We start from the raw sequence: 17,073 nt of genomic DNA on the forward strand, positions 1-17,073 counted from the left end.
GGCCGGGGTGACGCGTTGCCGGGCAAGGCGTAAACGGGACTCGGCGCTGGGTGAGAAGGGTTTGGGTAACAGAGGGCCGGGTAACAGCCGCCGCAAGGTGTAACGCCGGCGTGCACGGCGGCGGGGCGGGCGTACGATGAAACGATGCGCATCCGGCCCGGACCGCGGGCGAGGAGACTGCCATGTCTTTGATCGTAGCTGCCCGCTTCGAGGGCTTTGAAGCCGCCAAGGCCGCCGCCAGCCGCCTTGCCACCAGCGGCTTTCCCGACTGGGATATCCATACCTTCTACGTCAATCCCGCCGGCGAGCACGGCCGCTTTCCCTATGGTGGCGACCGGCGTTCCGACCCGGACGCAGGGCGCGCCGACATGGGCGCCTATCTGGGCGCGGGCGGCGTGGGGGCCGTGTTTGCCGTGTTCGGCGGATTCGTCGCGGCGGAACTCAGCGACTCCACTGCCGCAATCCTGGCCGCGGCGGGTGTGGGCGCGTACCTCGGGTCGCTGTTCGGCGCGCTTTGGGTGACTGGGCACGGCACCACGCAGCACGGCCACTTCAATCCCGACTCTCATGCCGAGATCCGTCAGGCCGGGGTCATGGTCGCCGTGCGTGTCAGGCCGCAGCGCGAGATCCTGGCATGCCGCATTCTGCGCGATGCCGGAGGCGCCGACGTGGAGCACGCCAACGGCCGCTGGCGCAACAACCACTGGGAAGACTTCGACCCGTTGTCGCTGCCGCAGCGCGAGCCGGGCTTTGGTTGATGGCGGATCAATCCGGCGCGGGAATCGGCGCCTTGCGGCTGCGCTGCGCCGTCGCGGCGCAGCCGGCGGAGGCGATGATGATGCCGCCGATCGCCAGCCATTGCGTCTGCGACAGGTGTTCGTTCAGCACGACGACCCCGGCCAGTGCGCCCATCGCCGGCTCCATGCTCAGCAGCACGCCGAACGTCTTTTGCGGCAGCCGACGCAGCGCCACCATTTCCAGCGAATAGGGAAGTGCGCTGGACAGGATGCCGACGGCCACGCCCGCCAGAATCAGTTTGGGATCCAGCAGCGCCATGCCCGCGTGCGCCGCGCCGACGGGCAGGGCGACCATCGCGGCCGCCAGCAGACCCAGCGATGTCGCCTGGCCGCCATGCACGTTGCCGGCCATCTTGCCGAAGATGATGTACAGCGCCCAGCACACCGCTGCCCCCAGCGCGTACGCGATGCCTTGCGGATCGAGGTCGTGGACGGACTGGCCGGTGGGAATGAGCAGGATCAGGCCGGCCAGCGCGCAGGCGATCCACACAAAGTCGATGGCGCGCCGTGACAGCACCACAGCCAGCGTCAGCGGTCCCGTGAATTCGATGGCGATGGCAATGCCCAGCGGCAGCGTTTTCAGCGCCATGTAGAACAGCAGGTTCATGCACGCCAGCGTCACGCCGTACAGGGCGATCTTCGCGGCGTTGACGCGCGTCAGCGGAAAGCGCCACGGCCGCCAGAAGGCCAAGAGGATGATGGCGCCGATGACGATGCGATACGCGGTGGTGCCTTGTGCGCCCACTTCCGGAAACAGCGATTTCGCGAACGACGTGCCCACACATAGCGAGGCCATGGCGCCGATCAGCGACAGGGTGGGAAGCAGGGTGGACGTGGCGCTGTTGTGTCCGTTGTTCAAGGTGGCGGCGGTCATGGAAGGCGGGGTTTGTGCAAAAACGCTTGTGTCAGGGATGTGGCGTGGACGGTCAGGGCTGCGGATTCATCGCGGTGGAAACCAGCACGTAGATCGCCAGCCCCAGCATGATCGCGCCCAGAATGCCCTGCTGCGCGCGCAGGAACCAGGGATTGCGCGCGACCCAGCCGCGGATGCGCGACGCGCCGTACGCAAAGCAGCTGCCATAGGGCAGGCTGAGCGCTTTCATCGTGATGCCCAGCACCAGCATCTGGATCCAGACCGGCCCATTGTCCGGCGAGGTGAACTGCGGCAGGAAGGCGATCATGAAGAGCAGCACCTTCGGATTGAGCAGGTTGGTGATGAAGCCCTGCCAGAAGGCGTCGCGCGCGTCGCCCGGCCGGGCCGCCAGCGATACCTCGGCGGCGTTCGCGCACCGGATCATCGCCTTGATGCCCAGGTACCCCAGATACAGGCCGCCCGCCGCCTTGATGCCGACGAAAAGCGTGGGAAAGGTTCGCAGCACGGAAGCCAGGCCCAGCACCACGGCCGGAACCTGGATGAAACCGGCGGCCACGTTGCCCAGCACGCTATGGAAGGCGGGCCGAAACCCTTGCGTCATGCCGCGCGACAGCGTGAGGGCCATGTCGGGGCCGGGCGTGAGCTTCAAGGCCGCGTCGGCGGCCAGGAACAGCAGGAAAAGCTGGAGTGACGGCATTGCAGGGTGCTGCGTGGAAATTCCCGGCGGCGCGGGCGGAGGGCTCCCAGTGTAAGCAAGCGGCTTGAATAATTCCTGCGTCCGGCACGCTCGAAATGAAGTTTCCCGTCGAATTCTCGACGGTTTGCGTCGCGGCCACGATTAGAATCGGCCGATACCCGCATCCCGCCCGATGTTTCACCTAAAAAGCGTTCCGAGCGCCCCATGGAACTAGACGATTTCGACCTGCAGATCCTGCAAAGCCTGCAGGAAGACAACCAACGAACCAGCCAGGACGTCGCGCAACGCGTGAACCTGTCGCCCGTGTCCTGCCTGCGCCGCATGAAGCGGCTGCGCGACTCCAAGGTGGTGACGGCCGACGTGTCCGTCGTGGACCCCGCGGCCGTGGGACGCGGGATCACGATGGTGGTGCTGGTGTCGCTGGAAAGCGAGCGCGCCGACAAGCTCGACCAGTTCAAGCGCGCCATGCAGACCGCGCCCGAGATCATGCAATGCCTGTCGGTCACGGGTGAGGTCGACTTCGTGCTGACCCTCACCATGCGCGACATGGCGGAATATGAGGTGTTCGCGCAGCGCCATTTCTGGGGCAATCCCAACGTGAAGCGGTTTTCGACGCTGGTGGTGATGAGCCGGGTGAAGAATGGGCTGACGGTGCCGGTGATGGCTGGGGAGTGAACCGGCGGGCCGGGCGGCATGGGCGCTCATGCGTGCGCGCAACCGGCCGCTCAAGCCCCTGACGGCTGGCCGCCGTCCCGGCTGCCGGTTCGCGCGGGGCCAGGCCCGTGCGGGTCGGCCGGCCAGGCCGCGTGGAGCGCACGGCCAGCTTCTTCCGAAACACTGCGCAAATGCAGGTCCCGCTGCGGAAAGGGGATCTGGATGCCCGCGTCCCGCAGCGCGTCGTACATCCGCGCCAGCATGTCGCTGCGGATCTCGATCCACCGGTCGAAGTCGTAGGTCCACGCGCGCAAGCTGAAATCCAGCGTGCTGGCGCCAAAGCCCATGAAGAGCACCATGGGCGCAGGCTCCGTGACCACGCCCGGCGTCTGCCGCGCGACGTCGTCCAGCAGCGCGAGCACCTGCCGCGGGTCGGTGCCGTAGGCCAGGCCGATGCTGATCTCGATCCTGCGGCTGCGGTCCAGCATCGTCCAGTTGGTCAGCTTGTCGGACAGCAGCGTGCCGTTCGGGACGATCACGTCGGCGCCGTCGAACGTCTTGATGCGGGTGGCGCGCATGCCGATATCCCTTACCTGGCCCGACGTGCCGCCGATCTCCACGACATCGCCCGGCTGGATCGGCCGTTCGAACATCAGGATCAGACCCGACACGAAGTTGTTCACCACGCCTTGCAGGCCAAAGCCGATGCCCACGCCCAAGGCGCCGAACACGATGGTGAGCTGGCTGGTCTGGAAACCCGCGGCAGACAGGGCGATGCCCAAACCCAGCAGCAGCACCAGGTAGTACGACAGCGAGGCGATGCTGTTGCCGACGCCACGCGGCAGCGACATGCGGGTCAGGACCTCGTCGTGCAGGATGAGGCGCACCGCGCGCGCGGCCCAGAAGGCAATCACGACCGAGATCGCGAAGACCAGGATGTTGCCCAGGCTGATCGAGACTTCGCCGACTTCCAGCGTGTAGGACAGCACCTGCGTCACGAAGGCGTAAGTGGCGCGCAGGACGCGGAAGCGGTCCATGGTGTAGACCGCCCAGCCCACGATCGCGGCGGCGCTGACAAGGCGGATCAGCAGCAGCACCAGCGGCGGCGCGTGTTCGCGCGCCAGCCGGAAGCGCGAAATGCCCTGACGGGCCAGCAGAAGCTGCAGCAGCGTGATGATGACGGTCACGCCCGCGTACAGCACCAGCCCGAAGTAGCCGCTGCCGATGATGCCGCTGGTCAGCATCTCGGACAACGACACATTGCCGATGAGGTTCGCGCCCAGCGACACGCACAACAGGGCTGCCGCGCACCAGGCGACGGCGCGCAAGGCGCGCACCAGCCGCTCGGAACCGGGCGGATAGGTCTGGCGCCGTCCGCGCGCCAGCAGCCACAAAATGGCCGTCAGGGCCGCCACCGCCGCCGCCACGGTCGACAGCCGATAGAAGAGGGTGTTGGCCAGGAACAGGAAGCCCAGCCGCTCGGCAAGGAAGAGCGCGGTGATGACGCGCGGCCAATGATCCAGATGCCGTCGGCTGGCGGGTGGAAGCAGGCGCAGCACCGGCACCGCCGCCAGCACCAGGGCGATCTGCTGCACCATCAACGGCGCGTCCGGCTCCAGGGCCAGCACGCCCATCATCGACAACAGGACCCATGTGGAGATGGGCCGCCCGAGCACACCGGCAGCGGTTTCGCTCATGACGCCGGTGCGGATGGCGTTGCGGCTTTTTCTGGCCAGCCAGATCAGCAGCGGCAGCAGCAGCAGTTGCAACGTGTGCAGCGCGCGCTGATTGCTGGCGCCGGCGGCGCCGTAGTCGCGCGCGAAGCGGACCTCGATGTCCAGACCTTGGCGCAAAAGGGTCATGGTGTCCTGGTCGGATCTTCCGGACCAGTCCAATGCCCAGAGCGGCGGCGAATCCACGCGCAGGAGCCGCGCATCGACATAGCTGATCGCCTCCATCACCTGACGCTGGCCTGCCTTGATCTGTTCCTCGATCGCGTTGGCCCGCTGTTCCAGTTCGACCTGGCGCGACAGCGGCACGGACAGCGCCTGGCTGGCCGCCAGCAACTGCGCGATCACCACGTCGACGCGGTCGGCCAATGCCGCCGGCAGCCCCGCCGCGCCCGGCGCGTCCTTGATCGCCTGCCAGGCCGTGCGCCGGCGCAGCAGCTCGGCCGCGTCGCTGGCGTACCAGGCCGTCGCCTGCCGCATGTCGGCCCGCCAGCGCGCCAGCCGCCGCACGTCAAAGAGCCAGTGCCGCTCCAGGCTTTCCAGCCGCATGATGGGAAAGTTGCGCAGCTGGGCCGGCTGGAATTCGTAGAGCTTTTCGTCCGCGGACTTGGCGATGGCATCGAGCGGCGGCATCAGCGCGCTCAACGGATCCGCCGTCGCCGCGCGCTGCAATACGCCCTCGGCGTATCGCAAATCCGTGTCCGCCCGCAGCGGAATCTCGGCCATCTGGATCGCGGCGGGCGGCGCGGCAGGCGCCGGCGTTTCCGCTGCAAGCGCCACACGCGCCCACCCCAGCACCAGGCCAAACAGCCAGAAGAGGATTCGTGCGCGTGCGCGCATGTTGCGACTCCGTGGTGGGGGACGGATTTGCGGTTGCTTGGGATCGACTGCGAAACGGCGGCATGTCACGATATCGCGAAATGCGGCGGGCCAGAAGGGCAATATGGATGTCGCCATTCGCCATTCGCAATTCGCGAATGGCGAATGGCGCATGTACTGCGAGCGCTGCCGGCGCGGGGAGTTGCCGCAAGCGTGTCTGGCGATTGGCGCGCCAGAAAGCAAAAACCCCGCCGCAGTAAATACCGGGCGGGGCTGAATGCTTGAATCTTTTGGTGGCCTGGGGCGGAATCGAACCACCGACACAAGGATTTTCAATCCTCTGCTCTACCGACTGAGCTACCAGGCCAACGAAGCCCGCCACTATACACAAAATGTCGGGACACGTGGCGGCCTGTAGCGCCGCCACTAACAAAATACGGGCGGCGTGTAGCGCCACCACTAACAAAATACGGGCGGCGCAGCGGCGCCACCACCAACAAAAAACCCAGCGCATGGCTGGGCTTTTTGTGGGAACCAAAGCTCCCGGAAATTCTTTTGGTGGCCTGGGGCGGAATCGAACCACCGACACAAGGATTTTCAATCCTCTGCTCTACCGACTGAGCTACCAGGCCAACGAAGTCCGCAACTATACACAATTTTTTGGCGTTGCGCCAGCCGGGCGGGGGAAGCGTCGCTTTTTTTCGTGACCCGGCGCGCGATGTCGCCGTACAGGGGCAGCAAAGCAGCCAACTGTTGCCTACAAGGCACGATTGGGCGCCAACTGTCCGCGATTGGGGACGGGAATGGCCTGGGGATAACCCGCAGGAGTATAATCGTCAGCGGTTTTGCTGTTACAGCCGGATGCTTTCCCGCCTTTGACGCGCGACAAGCGGGCTGCGACGCATTGTTCTTATAGTGGCAGTACTTAACGCTTAGCCGCGGGTGGCTTTCCGCCATCCCTCACACATGTCGGTAGCTGTCCTTGCCTTCGGTCTGAATCACACGTCCGCGCCGGTGTCGGTCCGCGAACGCGTGTCCATGCCCGTTGATCTGGTCAAGCCCGCCCTCGAAGGCTTGCGTTCGGCATTCGGCGGCTCCGTCCGCGAAGCCGCTATCCTGTCCACCTGTAATCGCACCGAGATCTACTGCGCGGCCGACGGCCACGTGGCGGATCAGTTGCCCGCCTGGCTGGCTGAACACAACCGCCTGGACGCCGGCACGCTGCGCCCGCACCTCTATCGCCATCATCAAGACGACGCCGTGCGTCACGCTTTCCGCGTGGCAAGCGGCCTCGATTCCATGGTGCTGGGCGAAACCCAGATCGTGGGCCAGATGAAGGACGCGGTGCGCGCCGCCGGCGAAGCCGGATCGCTCGGCACGCTGCTGCACCAGATGTTCCAGCGCACCTTTTCGGTCGCCAAGGAAGTCCGGTCGCAAACCGCCATCGGCGCCGAATCCGTGTCCATGGCCGCCGCCGCGGTGCGTCTTGCCGAGCGCGTGTTCGGCAACCTGGACCAAGCCCGCACGCTGTTCATCGGCGCGGGCGAAATGATCGAATTGTGCGCCACGCACTTTGCCGCGCAACGTCCGCGCAGCATGGTGGTGGCCAACCGCACGGCCGAACGCGCCGAACTGCTGGCCAACCGCTTCTCGGCCAGCACGATGAAGCTGTCCGACCTGACCGAGCGGCTGTCCGAGTTCGACGTCATCGTTTCCTGTACGGCAAGCTCCCTGCCCATCCTCGGCCTGGGGATGGTTGAACGGGCTACGCGCCTGCGCCGTCACCGCCCGATGGTCATGATCGATCTGGCCGTGCCGCGCGACATCGAACCCGAAGTCGGCCGTCTGGACGACGTCTATCTGTACTCGGTTGATGACCTGGGCCGGCTGGTGCAGACCGGCACCGACGCGCGCCGCGCCGCGGTGGTGCAGGCCGAAGCCATCATCGAAACCCGCGTCCAGGGCTTCATGCACTGGATGCAATCCCGCGAAGTGGTGCCCGTCATCCGCGACCTGCACCAGGCTGCCGAAGACGTCCGCGCCGCCGAGCTGGAACGCGCCCGCCGCCTGCTGGCGCGGGGCGAATCGCCCGAAGCCGTGCTCGAGCAGCTGGCCCACGGCCTCACGCAAAAGTACCTGCACGGCCCGCTTGCGGCGCTGAACCGCAGCGAAGGCGACGACCGCAAGCAACTGCTTGCCTGGATGCCGCGCCTCTTCCCCGGCCGCGACTCCCGCCGTTAGCGGCTCTGCCCCACGCCCCGCCTCATGGCGGGCGTTCGCTTTGTGGGCGCCCGCTTTCTCTGTTTTCTCTTTTGGTCCTCCCCTCATGAAATCTTCCATGCGCAGCCGGCTGGAGCATCTGTGCCATCGCCTGATCGAGGTCGATGCTCTGCTTGCCGAACCGGAAACCGCGTCCGACATGGACCGCTTCCGCAAGCTTTCGCGCGAGCGCGCCGAACTGGAACCGGTGGTCGAAGCCTTCACCGCGTTCGCCCGCACCGAGGAAGACATCGCGACCGCGCAGGAAATGCTGTCCGAGCCCGACATGAAGGCGATGGCCGAAGAAGAGATCAAGACCGGGCGCGTCAAGCTGGAATCGCTGGAAGCGGCGCTGCAGCTTCTGCTGCTGCCGCGCGACCCCAACGACGGGCGCAGCGTGTTCCTGGAAATCCGCGCGGGCACGGGCGGCGACGAGAGCGCGCTGTTCTCGGGCGACCTCTTGCGCATGTACACGCGCTACGCGGAACAGCGTGGCTGGCGCGTGGAACTGATGTCGGAAAGCGCGTCCGAGCTGGGCGGCTACAAGGAAGTGATCGCGCGCATCGACGGCGACGGCGCGTATGGCCGTTTGAAGTTCGAGTCGGGGGCGCACCGCGTGCAGCGCGTGCCGGCGACCGAGGCCCAAGGCCGCATCCACACGTCGGCTTGCACGGTGGCCATCATGGCCGAAGCCGATGCCATGTCCGAGATCGTCATCAATCCCAGCGACCTGCGCATCGACACCTTTCGCGCCAGCGGCGCAGGCGGCCAGCACATCAACAAGACCGATTCGGCCGTGCGCATCACCCACTTGCCGACCGGGCTGGTGGTGGAATGCCAGGACGACCGTTCGCAGCACCGCAACAAGGACAAGGCCATGCAGGTGCTGGCCGCGCGCCTGAAGGACAAGGAAGAGCGCGAGCGCCAGAGCAAGGAAGCGGCCGAGCGCAAGAGCCTGATCGGCACGGGCGACCGGTCCGAGCGCATCCGCACCTACAACTATCCGCAGGGCCGCGTGACCGATCACCGCATCAACCTGACGCTGTACAAGCTGCAGCAGATCATGGAAGGCGACCTCGAAGAGCTGACCGGCGCGCTGATCGCCGAGCACCAGGCCGAGCAGCTCGCCGCGCTGGGCGACGACATTTAAGGCCGACGCCATGACCGCGCCCCAGATCAAGAGTCTGCTGCTCGACGCGCGGCTGCCGCGCCTGGAAGTGCGCATGCTGCTGGAGCACGTGCTGAACAAACCGCGCGCGTGGCTGCTGGCGCACGACACCGATCCGCTGGCGCCCGAAGTGGCGGCGGCGTACGAGGCGCTGGCGCAGCGCCGGTTGGCGGGGGAGCCCATGGCCTACCTGCTGGGCCATCGCGAATTCATGGGACACCGGTTCCGCGTGACGCCCGACGTGCTGATTCCGCGTCCCGATACCGAAGTCCTGGTGGAAACCGCGCTGGAATGCATCGATGGCATCACCGGGCCGATGGTGCTGGACCTGGGCACGGGCAGCGGCGCGATCGCGGTGTCGATCGCCCTGGCGCGCCGCGACGCGCGGGTGATGGCGTCGGACGTCAGCGCGGCCGCACTGGCGGTGGCTGCCGGCAACGCGTGGGATTTGACGGCCGCGGTGCGCTTCGTGGAAGGAAGCTGGTACGACGCGGTGCCGGCCGGCGAAGGGTTTGATCTGATCGTGTCGAATCCCCCCTATGTGGCCAGCGACGATCCGCATCTGGATCAGGGTGACCTGCGCTTTGAGCCGCGGGGGGCGCTGACTGATGGCGCGGGCGGGCTGGAAGATCTGGCGCGTATCGTCGAAGGCGCGCGCGCCCATCTGAAACCCGGCGGCTCGCTCTGGATGGAGCATGGCTGGGATCAGGCGGAGCAGGTACGGGACATGCTCCGCCAGGCGGGGTTCGCAGATGTGCACAGCCGCCAGGACCTGGCGGGGATCGAGCGGATCTCGGGCGGGCGTTTGCCGGTCTCCGGTGCCTGAGCGCAGCGCACGGCCCGACATTTGCTGTTGCATCTGCCGGATATACCGGCGCCGCGCCGGGGTAATCGGGCGGTTTTCCCGGCTGTACCTATAATTGACCCATTCCGTTTTGCCTGTCCAAGAGACCACCATGAGCGACGTTCAAGAATTCATCCGCGAAACCGTTACCCAGCACCCCGTCGTGCTGTTCATGAAGGGCACCGCCCAGTTCCCGCAATGCGGGTTCTCCGGCAAGGCCATTCAAATCCTGAAGGGCTGTGGCGTGAAGAAGCTCGTCACGGTCAATGTGCTGGAGGACGACGAAGTCCGCCAAGGCATCAAGGAATTCTCCAGCTGGCCCACCATTCCGCAGTTGTACGTGTCCGGCGAGTTCATCGGCGGCTCGGACATCATGAATGAAATGAACGAGTCCGGCGAACTGAAGACGCTGCTGGAGCAATCCGGCGCCACGGCTTAACGCCATCATGCGGCGGCTCGTCGTCGGCATCACGGGCGCCACCGGCGCGCTCTACGCGGTGCGCATGCTGCAGGCGCTGCGCAACGTCGAAGACGTCGAGTCGCATCTGGTGGTGTCCGCTTCTGGCGTGCTGAACATCAAGCATGAACTCGATGTCAGCCGCCAGGACGTCTATGCGCTGGCCGATCACGTGCACAGCATTCGCGACGTGGGCGCCACGCTGGCCAGCGGCGCGTTCCAGACCGCGGGCATGGTGATCGTGCCGTGCTCGATGCGCACGCTGGCGGCGGTGGCGCATGGCCTGTCCGATAACCTCATCACGCGCGCTGCCGACGTCACGCTCAAAGAGCGCCGCCGCCTGGTGATGATGGTGCGCGAGACGCCGTTCAATCTGGCGCACCTGCGCAACATGACGGCCGTGACCGAAATGGGCGGCATCGTGTTTCCGCCGCTGCCGGCGTTTTATCACCGGCCCAAGTCCATCGATGAAATGGTGGACCACACCGTGGCCCGCGTCCTGGAAATGTTCGACATTGTCGTGCCCGGTCCGCACTGGGAAGGCACTTAGCAGGTTCTCGCCTTTGCCTAGCCGCAAGGCTTGCGCTTGACGCGCCTCGTGCAATGATCGCCGGCGGCCCCGCTTGAGCGGGGCCGTCTGCATCAGGGCGGTTCTTATTCCACCAGCCCCATCCCATTCAGCGCGGCCAGATTCTCCGGCCATTTGCGCGCCCGCGCATTTTGCAGCTCGATGCGCGCCCAGGCCATCCATCCGGCCCATTCAATCCGTTTATCCCACGCGGTGCCCCATGCCTGAAGCGCGGCCAGCCCCGCGGCGGCGTGCTGTTCCGCGGCCTCGAATTCTCCGGCCGTCAGCGCCAGTTGCGCGAGCAGCAGGCGCGGCTCGCCCACCCAGGGGTTGTGTTCGACCGCGGCTTCCAGCATGTGCCGCGCGCTGTCCATTTCGGTCAGCGGGTGCATGCGCGTGATGACCTGCCAGTACAGCGCGCTGGCCGCCGCTTCGTCGCGCGGGCTGAGCGTGGCGCGGCAGTGGTCGAACGCGGGCGGGATGGGAATGCCGGTGTCCTGCGGCATGCGCGATAGCGGCGCCAGCAGATGGGACAGCATCGACAGGATGTTCGACGGCGGCTTTAACGGGCCGGGCCACAGCGACGAGGCCCAGTTCGTTTTCAGGTCGCGGCGCTGCTGCTGCGGATAGCCCGCGAAGATCTCGTCCTGCCAGCTGTGCCATTGCTCGCCGATGTCGGCGGCGGACACGACGGTGAACGCCGCGACCTGGCGCGGCGTGAAGGTGAAGACCTGTCCATCGGCGCCTTCCAGCGTCAGGCCTTCCGGTCCCGTGCCCTGCCCTTGCAGGATCGCCTGCACGAAGCGCGTGCGCGGCATCGCGCAAAAGAGACTGACCCATTCCTCGGCTTCGGAGCCCAACACGTCGCGCAGCGCGTTGCGCTCGCGTTCGCGGTCAAACAGCGTGAGGTCTACGTATTCGTTGCCGTAGACGCTGTGGAACAGGCCCAGGAGGCGCACTTCGCGCGGCTGGTTCCAGAGCGCCAGCGTGCGGTAGACGCCCAGCAGATGATGCTTGAACGTGCCGGCCTTGTGCCAGTCTTCGCCCGCGCTGCGTGCAAACAGCAGGTCGAGCAGGACGGGCAGGTCGGCGTCGACGGCGGCGTAGTGGTCGGCCAGCAGCGCGCGCGCGTGCGGATGGAGTTCGGGAGTGGTGGACATGGTTGGCGGGTTGGTTGAATGAAAGCAGGCTCTATTGTGTCCGCATGCGCCAGCGCTGTCATCGCGGTGTTTATATCGAAATCCGCATATCAATATGAATATTCATCGCTTCCGGTTTTGAAGCGCGCTCACTAGAATCCGGGGTCATTGTTCCAATCCTCAATCGTTTAAACCTGTAGAGACTTTCCCATGCGCCTTCGCCATTCCCTCGCCGTTTTGGCCACCATTCTCGGTTTTTCCGGCACCTCGGCGATGGCGCAGGACGCCGAGCTGAAAGTGGGCGTCACCGTCGGCCCGCACGCGCAGATCGGCGAAGTCGTGCAGCAGGTCGCCGCCAAGCAGGGCCTGAAGGTCAAGCTGATGGAATTCAGCGACTTCATCCAGCCCAACGCCGCGCTGGACGCCAAGGAGCTGGACGTGAACATCTACCAGCACAAGCCTTTCCTGGAATCGCAGAACAAAGCGCGCGGCTACAAGCTGGTGCCGGTGGCGACCGCGGTGGTGCAGCAGATGGGCATCTATTCCAAGCGCGTGAAGTCGCTGGACGATCTGCCGCAAGGCGGCAAGGTGGCCATCCCGAACGATCCGACCAACGGCGCCCGCGCGCTGCTGGTGCTGCAGGCCGCCAAGCTCATCAAGCTGAAGGACGGCGTGACGGTGACGGCGTCGATCTTCGATATCGCCGAGAACCCCAAGAACCTGAAGTTCGTCGAGATCGAGGCCGCGCAACTGCCGCACTCGCTCAAGGACGTGGACGCCGCTGCCGTGAACTCGGCGTACGCCATCCCTGCCGGCCTGTCGCCCGCCAAGGACGCGCTGGTGCTGGAAAGCAAGGACGCGCCGTTCGCGCCCGTCGTCATCGCCGCGCGCGAAGACAACAAGAACGATCCGCGCATCGCGCGCTTCATCAAGGCCTACCAGTCCGACGAGGTGAAGGCCTTTGTCGCCAAGCAGTTCCCGGGCGCCTACACGACCTCCTGGTAAACAGACTATCGAGACTTGCGAAGCCGGGCGCGCGACGTCCGGCCTCCGTCAGCCTTCGCGTCCGCGCGCGCCAGCCACGTCTGCACCTCTTTCTCCAATCCTTCCTGCAGCACCTGCGCCGGGGCGCTCATGGCGCGGTCGCGCGACCACACCATCGCCAGCACCGGATCCTCCAGCGCCAACAGTTGGCGTGTCACCAGACCCTGACGCTCGGCGTAATGCGCGCCCAGGCTTTCCACGATGGCGACACCCAATCCCTGCGCCGCCAGCGCGCAGGCGGCCGACGACTGCGCCGCCTCGATGATGGGGCGATAGGGCAGTCCGCGCGCCTCCAGTGCCTGGCGCGTCGCGCGGCCGGCGGGTAGGGCGGGGGCGAGGACAATCGGTCCCGCCTCGGCCACCTCGTCCAGCGTCAGATCGGTTCGCTTCGCCCATGGATGGTCCTGAGGCATCACCGCATGCAGTCCCAACGGTGCGAGCCGCAGACTGGACACCCGGTCGATGTCCGGCGGCGAGCCAATGATGATGCCCAGGTCGATGCGGTGATCCACCGCCATCTCGATGATTTCCAGCGCGGTGCCGGCGCGCACGGTCACGGCAACCGCCGGATGTGCGCGGCGCACGCCGGCCAGGGCAGGAGGCAGCAGACTGGACGCGGCGATGGCGACGGCGCCCACGTCCAGCCTTGCCAGCGCGCCCTGGCGGATGTCGACTGCCAGCCGGTCGACTGCCTCGATGCCGGCCAGCGCATTGAGCACTTCGGGAATCAGCGCGCGCCCCTGGCTGGTCAGGTGCAGCCGGCGGTTCTCGCGGCTGAACAGCGCAAAGCCCAACCGAGTTTCCATGTCGCGCAGGAGTGCGCTGGCGGCGGGCTGCGTCATGTTGACCGAGGCGGCTGCGGCGGTGACGGTATCGAGCCGGTACATGGCGCGCAGCAGCAAGAGTTCTCGTCGATTGAACATATGAAATTAATATGGAAATAGTCAATTCATCTATTTGACCATATGAACTGGCGGCCGCCAGAATAGCCCATCGAATTCCACATCTCGACGCCTCACTGCCATGCCCGCCAACACCATTGTTTCCGTCACCTGCATTCCTTTGCGCCTGCCGTTCCATCACTGGAGCCCGTCGCCGCTGTTCGCGGGCCGTCCGCGCGACAAGCTCGACAGCGCGCTGGTGCGGGTGCAGACCGAAGACGGCACGGTGGCCTGGGGCGAGTCGTATTGCGTGGAGCCACGCGCGTTGCCCGCGATCTTCGAAACGCTGATCGCACCGCTGGCCTGCGGGCGCGACGCGGACGACGACACGCTGCTGCCGGGCATGCAGCGCACGCTGCACAACCTGGGCCGATCTGGTCCCGTGGTGCACGCGCTGGCCGGGCTGGACATCGCGCTGTGGGACCTGCGCGCCAAGCGCGCCGGCGTGCCGCTGTACGCGCTGCTGGGCGGCAAGCGCCGCGAGCGGGTCCGTGTGTATGCATCGCTGCTGCAGTATTACGGCAACGCCGAGCGCCTGGACGCCGTGACCACGCAGGCCCTGAACGAAGGCTATACCGAGATCAAGCTGCACGAGCGCACCGCCGACGCGCTGGCCGCCGTGCGCCGCAGCACGGGTCCCGGCGTGCCGATCATGGTCGATACGAACTGCGCGTGGCTGCCGGGCGAAGCCGAAGCCGCCATCGAGGCCATGCGCCCGCATGATCCGTTCTGGATCGAAGAACCCTTGTGGCCGCCGGAAGACGATCGCGCGCTGGCACGCCTGAAGCAGGCCTGCGGCATCCCGCTGGCCGTTGGCGAGAACGCCAGCAGCGCCACCGATCTGGAGCGCGTGGTGGACACGGAAGCCGCGCAGTACGTGCAGCCCAGCGTCATCAAACTGGGCCTGACCGCCGCGTGGCGGATTGCGCAGAAGTGCGCGGACTCAATTGTCATCTGCGCGCCGCAGGTCGCATTTTTTGGCCCCGGCTATCTTGCCAGCCTGCACTTGATCGCCGCGCAGCAAGCCGAGGTGTCGCTGGAACGCCTGTACGTCGAACTGGGGCACGTGCCGTACGGACGCACCGTGCCCATCGAGAACGGCTGGGTCAACGTGCCGGACGCACCGGGGCTGGGCGCGGATCCGGAAGCGGCACTTGCCGAGGGCCGGTACAGCGCCTGAACCCTGACCCGTAAAAAGCCAAACGCCAGACCGCCAAGAATCCACAGGCCCGCAGAGGCCGCAAAGAACACGAACCCGGAGACAAAGACATGCACCCATCGCGCAGAACCTTCCTGATCAACAGCGCCGCTATGGCAGCGGGCGCCGCCGTGTTGCCGTGGTCCTTCGCGGCCCGGGCCGCGCAGTACCCGGACAAGGCGGTCCGCCTGTACATCCCGTACCCGCCGGGCGCCGCGACCGACACGCTGGGCCGCATGGCGGGTCAGGTGTACGCCGAGGCGCTGGGCCAGCCCTTCGTCGTGGAAAACCGCGGCGGCGGCGGCACCACGATCGGCACGCGCGCGCTGGCGGTGTCCGCGCCGGACGGCTACACCATCGGCATGGTCGACTCCACGTTCACCATCAATCCCGCGCTGCTGGGCGACCGTCAGCCGTACGACGCCATCAAGGATTTCGCGCCGATCTCGCTGATGGCGACGGCGCCCTTCGTCATGGTGGTGCACCCGTCGGTCAAGGCGACCGACATTGCGTCGTTCCTGGCGCTGGCCAAGTCGCAGCCCGGCACGTTGTCGTTCGGGTCGGCGGGCGTGGGCAGCGGGCCGCATCTGGCCGGTGAGCAACTGCGCCAGCAGGCGGGCGTGGACGTGCTGCACGTGCCTTACCGCGGCGGCGGCACCGTGATCACCGACCTCTTGGGCGGCCAGGTGCAGTTCGGCTTTGCCACCGTCCCGACGCTGCTTGAACACATCAAGGCCGGCAAGCTGCGCGCGCTGGCGGTCACCAGCCCGCAACGCACAAGCCAGTTGCCCGACGTGCCCACGTTTGCCGAGGCCGGTCTGCCGGGTGTGGATATCTCGCCGCTGTTCGGCGTGATTGCGCCGGCCGGCGTGCCGGAGCCGATCATCGAGCGCCTGTCGCAGACGCTGGGCGAATCCGTGCGCAAGGGCGCGCTGCGCGACAAGCTGGCCGGGCTGGGCTTTCAGCCGGTCGGCAGCACGCCGGCGGAATTCGCGCAGCGCATCCGTGACGACGTGGCCAAGTGGACCGCCGTGGTCCAGCGCGGAAACATCAAGGCCGAGTAAGTCGCGCCGGCTCAGGCGTACTTGCCTGTCAGGCCGCCATCCACGAGCAGTTCGGTGCCGGTGATGTAGGACGCCTCGTCCGACGCCAGGAAGGCCACCGCATTGGCGACCTCCCATGGCGTGCCCATGCGCCCCATCGGCACCTGCCTGTCGCGCGCCGCGCGCGCGGCGTCCAGGTCGTTCGCATCGAACATCTTGGCGACGTTGGCGGTGACGCGGGGGGTGTCGATCAGACCGGGTATGACCGTGTTCACGCGGATGCCGTCGGCGGCGTACTGCTGCGCGGCCATGCGCGCAAAGTGGATGACCGCAGCCTTGCTGACGCTGTAGGCCAGATGCGGATAGCCGGTGTACCGGATGCCCGCAATGGAAGAGACGGCCACGATGGCGCCGCCGCCCTGCGCACGCATGACCGGCGCCAGCAGGCGCGTGGCGATCAGCAGGCTGGTCACGTTCACCTGCTGGATGCGGTCCCAGTCCGCGATCGAGATGTCTTCGGGGCCGCCGACCTTGCCGATGCCCGCGTTGGCCTGCAGGATGTCGATGCGGCCAAAGCGGCGCAACGCCGCGTCGACCGCCGCCTGCATCGCGTCCGGGTCGGCCACGTCGGCCTGCACAGGCAGCGCGCTGCCGCCTGCCGCTTCGGCCTCATGCGCGGCCTCTTCGGCGGCGGTCAGGTTGGCGTCCAGGGCGATGATGGCCGCACCTTGGCGCGCCAGCGTCACGCAGCTTGCCTTGCCGATGCTCCAGCCGGGCGCGGAGGTGCCCGCGCCTGCGACCAGCGCAACCTTGCCGGCCAGGCGCGCGCCGGACAGCGGGG

General features: G+C 66.7%; 16 protein-coding genes and 2 tRNA genes. 10 read left to right on the plus strand and 8 right to left on the minus strand.

Translation table 11 applies throughout. The features are described from left to right. Positions 1–182: 182 nt before the first annotated feature. Entirely contained in the window at positions 183–758 is a 576-nt protein-coding gene (locus tag MHZ91_RS17570; protein ID WP_175122134.1) for a hypothetical protein, read from the plus strand. Between the two features lie 7 nt (positions 759–765). On the opposite strand, the gene MHZ91_RS17575 is transcribed toward MHZ91_RS17570, so the two are convergent. After that, complete coding sequence (locus MHZ91_RS17575) at positions 766–1,671, minus strand: EamA family transporter (protein ID WP_239214938.1); 906 nt, start codon at positions 1,669–1,671, stop codon at positions 766–768. Positions 1,672–1,723: 52 nt separating this feature from the next. Beyond that, complete coding sequence (locus MHZ91_RS17580) at positions 1,724–2,368, minus strand: LysE family translocator (RefSeq protein ID WP_175122136.1); 645 nt, start codon at positions 2,366–2,368, stop codon at positions 1,724–1,726. A 204-nt stretch (positions 2,369–2,572) separates the two neighbouring features. Here MHZ91_RS17580 and MHZ91_RS17585 point away from each other — a divergent pair, with 204 nt between their 5' ends. Then, the gene (locus tag MHZ91_RS17585) at positions 2,573–3,043 is read left to right on the plus strand and encodes an Lrp/AsnC family transcriptional regulator (protein WP_175186534.1); all 471 of its coding nucleotides are present in this window, start codon (positions 2,573–2,575) and stop codon (positions 3,041–3,043) included. A gap of 50 nt (positions 3,044–3,093) precedes the next feature. Here the strand turns inward: MHZ91_RS17585 and MHZ91_RS17590 are convergent, their stop codons facing one another. The 3 genes from MHZ91_RS17590 to MHZ91_RS17600 all read right to left on the minus strand — a co-directional run bounded on the left by MHZ91_RS17590 (position 3,094) and on the right by MHZ91_RS17600 (position 6,203). Further along, positions 3,094–5,592 (minus strand): mechanosensitive ion channel family protein, encoded by a 2,499-nt coding sequence (locus MHZ91_RS17590; RefSeq protein WP_239214940.1) that lies wholly within the window; start codon positions 5,590–5,592, stop codon positions 3,094–3,096. 270 nt (positions 5,593–5,862) lie between these two features. Continuing rightward, positions 5,863–5,938, minus strand: a tRNA-Phe gene (locus tag MHZ91_RS17595). A gap of 189 nt (positions 5,939–6,127) precedes the next feature. Beyond that, positions 6,128–6,203: transfer RNA gene (locus MHZ91_RS17600), tRNA-Phe, on the minus strand. A 334-nt stretch (positions 6,204–6,537) separates the two neighbouring features. Between MHZ91_RS17600 and hemA the strand changes: the two genes are divergently transcribed. From hemA to MHZ91_RS17625, 5 genes are all read left to right on the plus strand, one after another. Next, a complete protein-coding gene (gene hemA, locus MHZ91_RS17605; RefSeq protein WP_056559840.1) occupies positions 6,538–7,812 on the plus strand; it encodes a glutamyl-tRNA reductase in 1,275 nt (424 codons plus the stop codon). A gap of 85 nt (positions 7,813–7,897) precedes the next feature. Further along, positions 7,898–8,980 (plus strand): peptide chain release factor 1, encoded by a 1,083-nt coding sequence (gene prfA / locus MHZ91_RS17610; RefSeq protein ID WP_175122139.1) that lies wholly within the window; start codon positions 7,898–7,900, stop codon positions 8,978–8,980. 10 nt (positions 8,981–8,990) lie between these two features. After that, a complete protein-coding gene (gene prmC / locus MHZ91_RS17615) occupies positions 8,991–9,824 on the plus strand; it encodes a peptide chain release factor N(5)-glutamine methyltransferase (RefSeq protein WP_239214942.1) in 834 nt (277 codons plus the stop codon). A gap of 130 nt (positions 9,825–9,954) precedes the next feature. Continuing rightward, positions 9,955–10,281, plus strand: a complete 327-nt coding sequence (grxD, locus tag MHZ91_RS17620) for a Grx4 family monothiol glutaredoxin (protein WP_056319914.1) — start codon at positions 9,955–9,957, stop codon at positions 10,279–10,281. A gap of 7 nt (positions 10,282–10,288) precedes the next feature. Further along, positions 10,289–10,849, plus strand: coding sequence for a UbiX family flavin prenyltransferase (locus MHZ91_RS17625; protein WP_175139516.1), 561 nt, complete (start codon positions 10,289–10,291; stop codon positions 10,847–10,849). A 104-nt stretch (positions 10,850–10,953) separates the two neighbouring features. On the opposite strand, the gene MHZ91_RS17630 is transcribed toward MHZ91_RS17625, so the two are convergent. Beyond that, complete coding sequence (locus MHZ91_RS17630) at positions 10,954–12,027, minus strand: DUF6817 domain-containing protein (RefSeq protein ID WP_239214944.1); 1,074 nt, start codon at positions 12,025–12,027, stop codon at positions 10,954–10,956. 189 nt (positions 12,028–12,216) lie between these two features. On the opposite strand from MHZ91_RS17630, the gene MHZ91_RS17635 reads away from it, so the two are divergent. Beyond that, complete coding sequence (locus MHZ91_RS17635; protein ID WP_239214946.1) at positions 12,217–13,011, plus strand: MetQ/NlpA family ABC transporter substrate-binding protein; 795 nt, start codon at positions 12,217–12,219, stop codon at positions 13,009–13,011. A 5-nt stretch (positions 13,012–13,016) separates the two neighbouring features. Here MHZ91_RS17635 and MHZ91_RS17640 read toward each other — a convergent pair whose 3' ends face one another. Then, a complete protein-coding gene (locus MHZ91_RS17640) occupies positions 13,017–13,973 on the minus strand; it encodes a LysR family transcriptional regulator (RefSeq protein ID WP_239214948.1) in 957 nt (318 codons plus the stop codon). Between the two features lie 100 nt (positions 13,974–14,073). On the opposite strand from MHZ91_RS17640, the gene MHZ91_RS17645 reads away from it, so the two are divergent. Both MHZ91_RS17645 and MHZ91_RS17650 read left to right on the plus strand, forming a co-directional pair. Further along, the gene (locus tag MHZ91_RS17645) at positions 14,074–15,171 is read left to right on the plus strand and encodes a mandelate racemase/muconate lactonizing enzyme family protein (RefSeq protein WP_239214951.1); all 1,098 of its coding nucleotides are present in this window, start codon (positions 14,074–14,076) and stop codon (positions 15,169–15,171) included. Between the two features lie 89 nt (positions 15,172–15,260). Then, positions 15,261–16,253 carry a tripartite tricarboxylate transporter substrate binding protein gene (locus tag MHZ91_RS17650; RefSeq protein WP_239214954.1) on the plus strand — a complete coding sequence of 331 codons (993 nt, stop codon included), beginning with the start codon at positions 15,261–15,263 and terminating at the stop codon, positions 16,251–16,253. Positions 16,254–16,264: 11 nt separating this feature from the next. On the opposite strand, the gene MHZ91_RS17655 is transcribed toward MHZ91_RS17650, so the two are convergent. Continuing rightward, complete coding sequence (locus tag MHZ91_RS17655; protein ID WP_239215001.1) at positions 16,265–17,068, minus strand: SDR family NAD(P)-dependent oxidoreductase; 804 nt, start codon at positions 17,066–17,068, stop codon at positions 16,265–16,267. Between the last annotated feature and the right edge of the window lie 5 nt (positions 17,069–17,073).

The sequence above is a fragment of the Achromobacter sp. ACRQX genome (assembly GCF_022346505.1).
In the GTDB taxonomy this organism is placed as follows: Bacteria; Pseudomonadota; Gammaproteobacteria; order Burkholderiales; family Burkholderiaceae_B; genus Achromobacter; species Achromobacter animicus.

What these genes read in the sequence shown, in the direction of transcription:
- hemA (WP_056559840.1), top strand. Translation starts at nt 6,538, where the DNA reads ATGTCGGTAGCTGTCCTTGCCTTCGGTCTGAATCACACGTCCGCGCCG.
- MHZ91_RS17585 (WP_175186534.1), top strand. Translation starts at nt 2,573, where the DNA reads ATGGAACTAGACGATTTCGACCTGCAGATCCTGCAAAGCCTGCAGGAA.
- MHZ91_RS17590 (WP_239214940.1), bottom strand. Translation starts at nt 5,592, where the DNA reads ATGCGCGCACGCGCACGAATCCTCTTCTGGCTGTTTGGCCTGGTGCTG.
- MHZ91_RS17575 (WP_239214938.1), bottom strand. Translation starts at nt 1,671, where the DNA reads ATGACCGCCGCCACCTTGAACAACGGACACAACAGCGCCACGTCCACC.
- prfA (WP_175122139.1), top strand. Translation starts at nt 7,898, where the DNA reads ATGAAATCTTCCATGCGCAGCCGGCTGGAGCATCTGTGCCATCGCCTG.
- MHZ91_RS17635 (WP_239214946.1), top strand. Translation starts at nt 12,217, where the DNA reads ATGCGCCTTCGCCATTCCCTCGCCGTTTTGGCCACCATTCTCGGTTTT.
- MHZ91_RS17650 (WP_239214954.1), top strand. Translation starts at nt 15,261, where the DNA reads ATGCACCCATCGCGCAGAACCTTCCTGATCAACAGCGCCGCTATGGCA.
- MHZ91_RS17645 (WP_239214951.1), top strand. Translation starts at nt 14,074, where the DNA reads ATGCCCGCCAACACCATTGTTTCCGTCACCTGCATTCCTTTGCGCCTG.
- MHZ91_RS17570 (WP_175122134.1), top strand. Translation starts at nt 183, where the DNA reads ATGTCTTTGATCGTAGCTGCCCGCTTCGAGGGCTTTGAAGCCGCCAAG.
- MHZ91_RS17625 (WP_175139516.1), top strand. Translation starts at nt 10,289, where the DNA reads ATGCGGCGGCTCGTCGTCGGCATCACGGGCGCCACCGGCGCGCTCTAC.
- MHZ91_RS17640 (WP_239214948.1), bottom strand. Translation starts at nt 13,973, where the DNA reads ATGTTCAATCGACGAGAACTCTTGCTGCTGCGCGCCATGTACCGGCTC.
- MHZ91_RS17630 (WP_239214944.1), bottom strand. Translation starts at nt 12,027, where the DNA reads ATGTCCACCACTCCCGAACTCCATCCGCACGCGCGCGCGCTGCTGGCC.
- grxD (WP_056319914.1), top strand. Translation starts at nt 9,955, where the DNA reads ATGAGCGACGTTCAAGAATTCATCCGCGAAACCGTTACCCAGCACCCC.
- MHZ91_RS17580 (WP_175122136.1), bottom strand. Translation starts at nt 2,368, where the DNA reads ATGCCGTCACTCCAGCTTTTCCTGCTGTTCCTGGCCGCCGACGCGGCC.
- prmC (WP_239214942.1), top strand. Translation starts at nt 8,991, where the DNA reads ATGACCGCGCCCCAGATCAAGAGTCTGCTGCTCGACGCGCGGCTGCCG.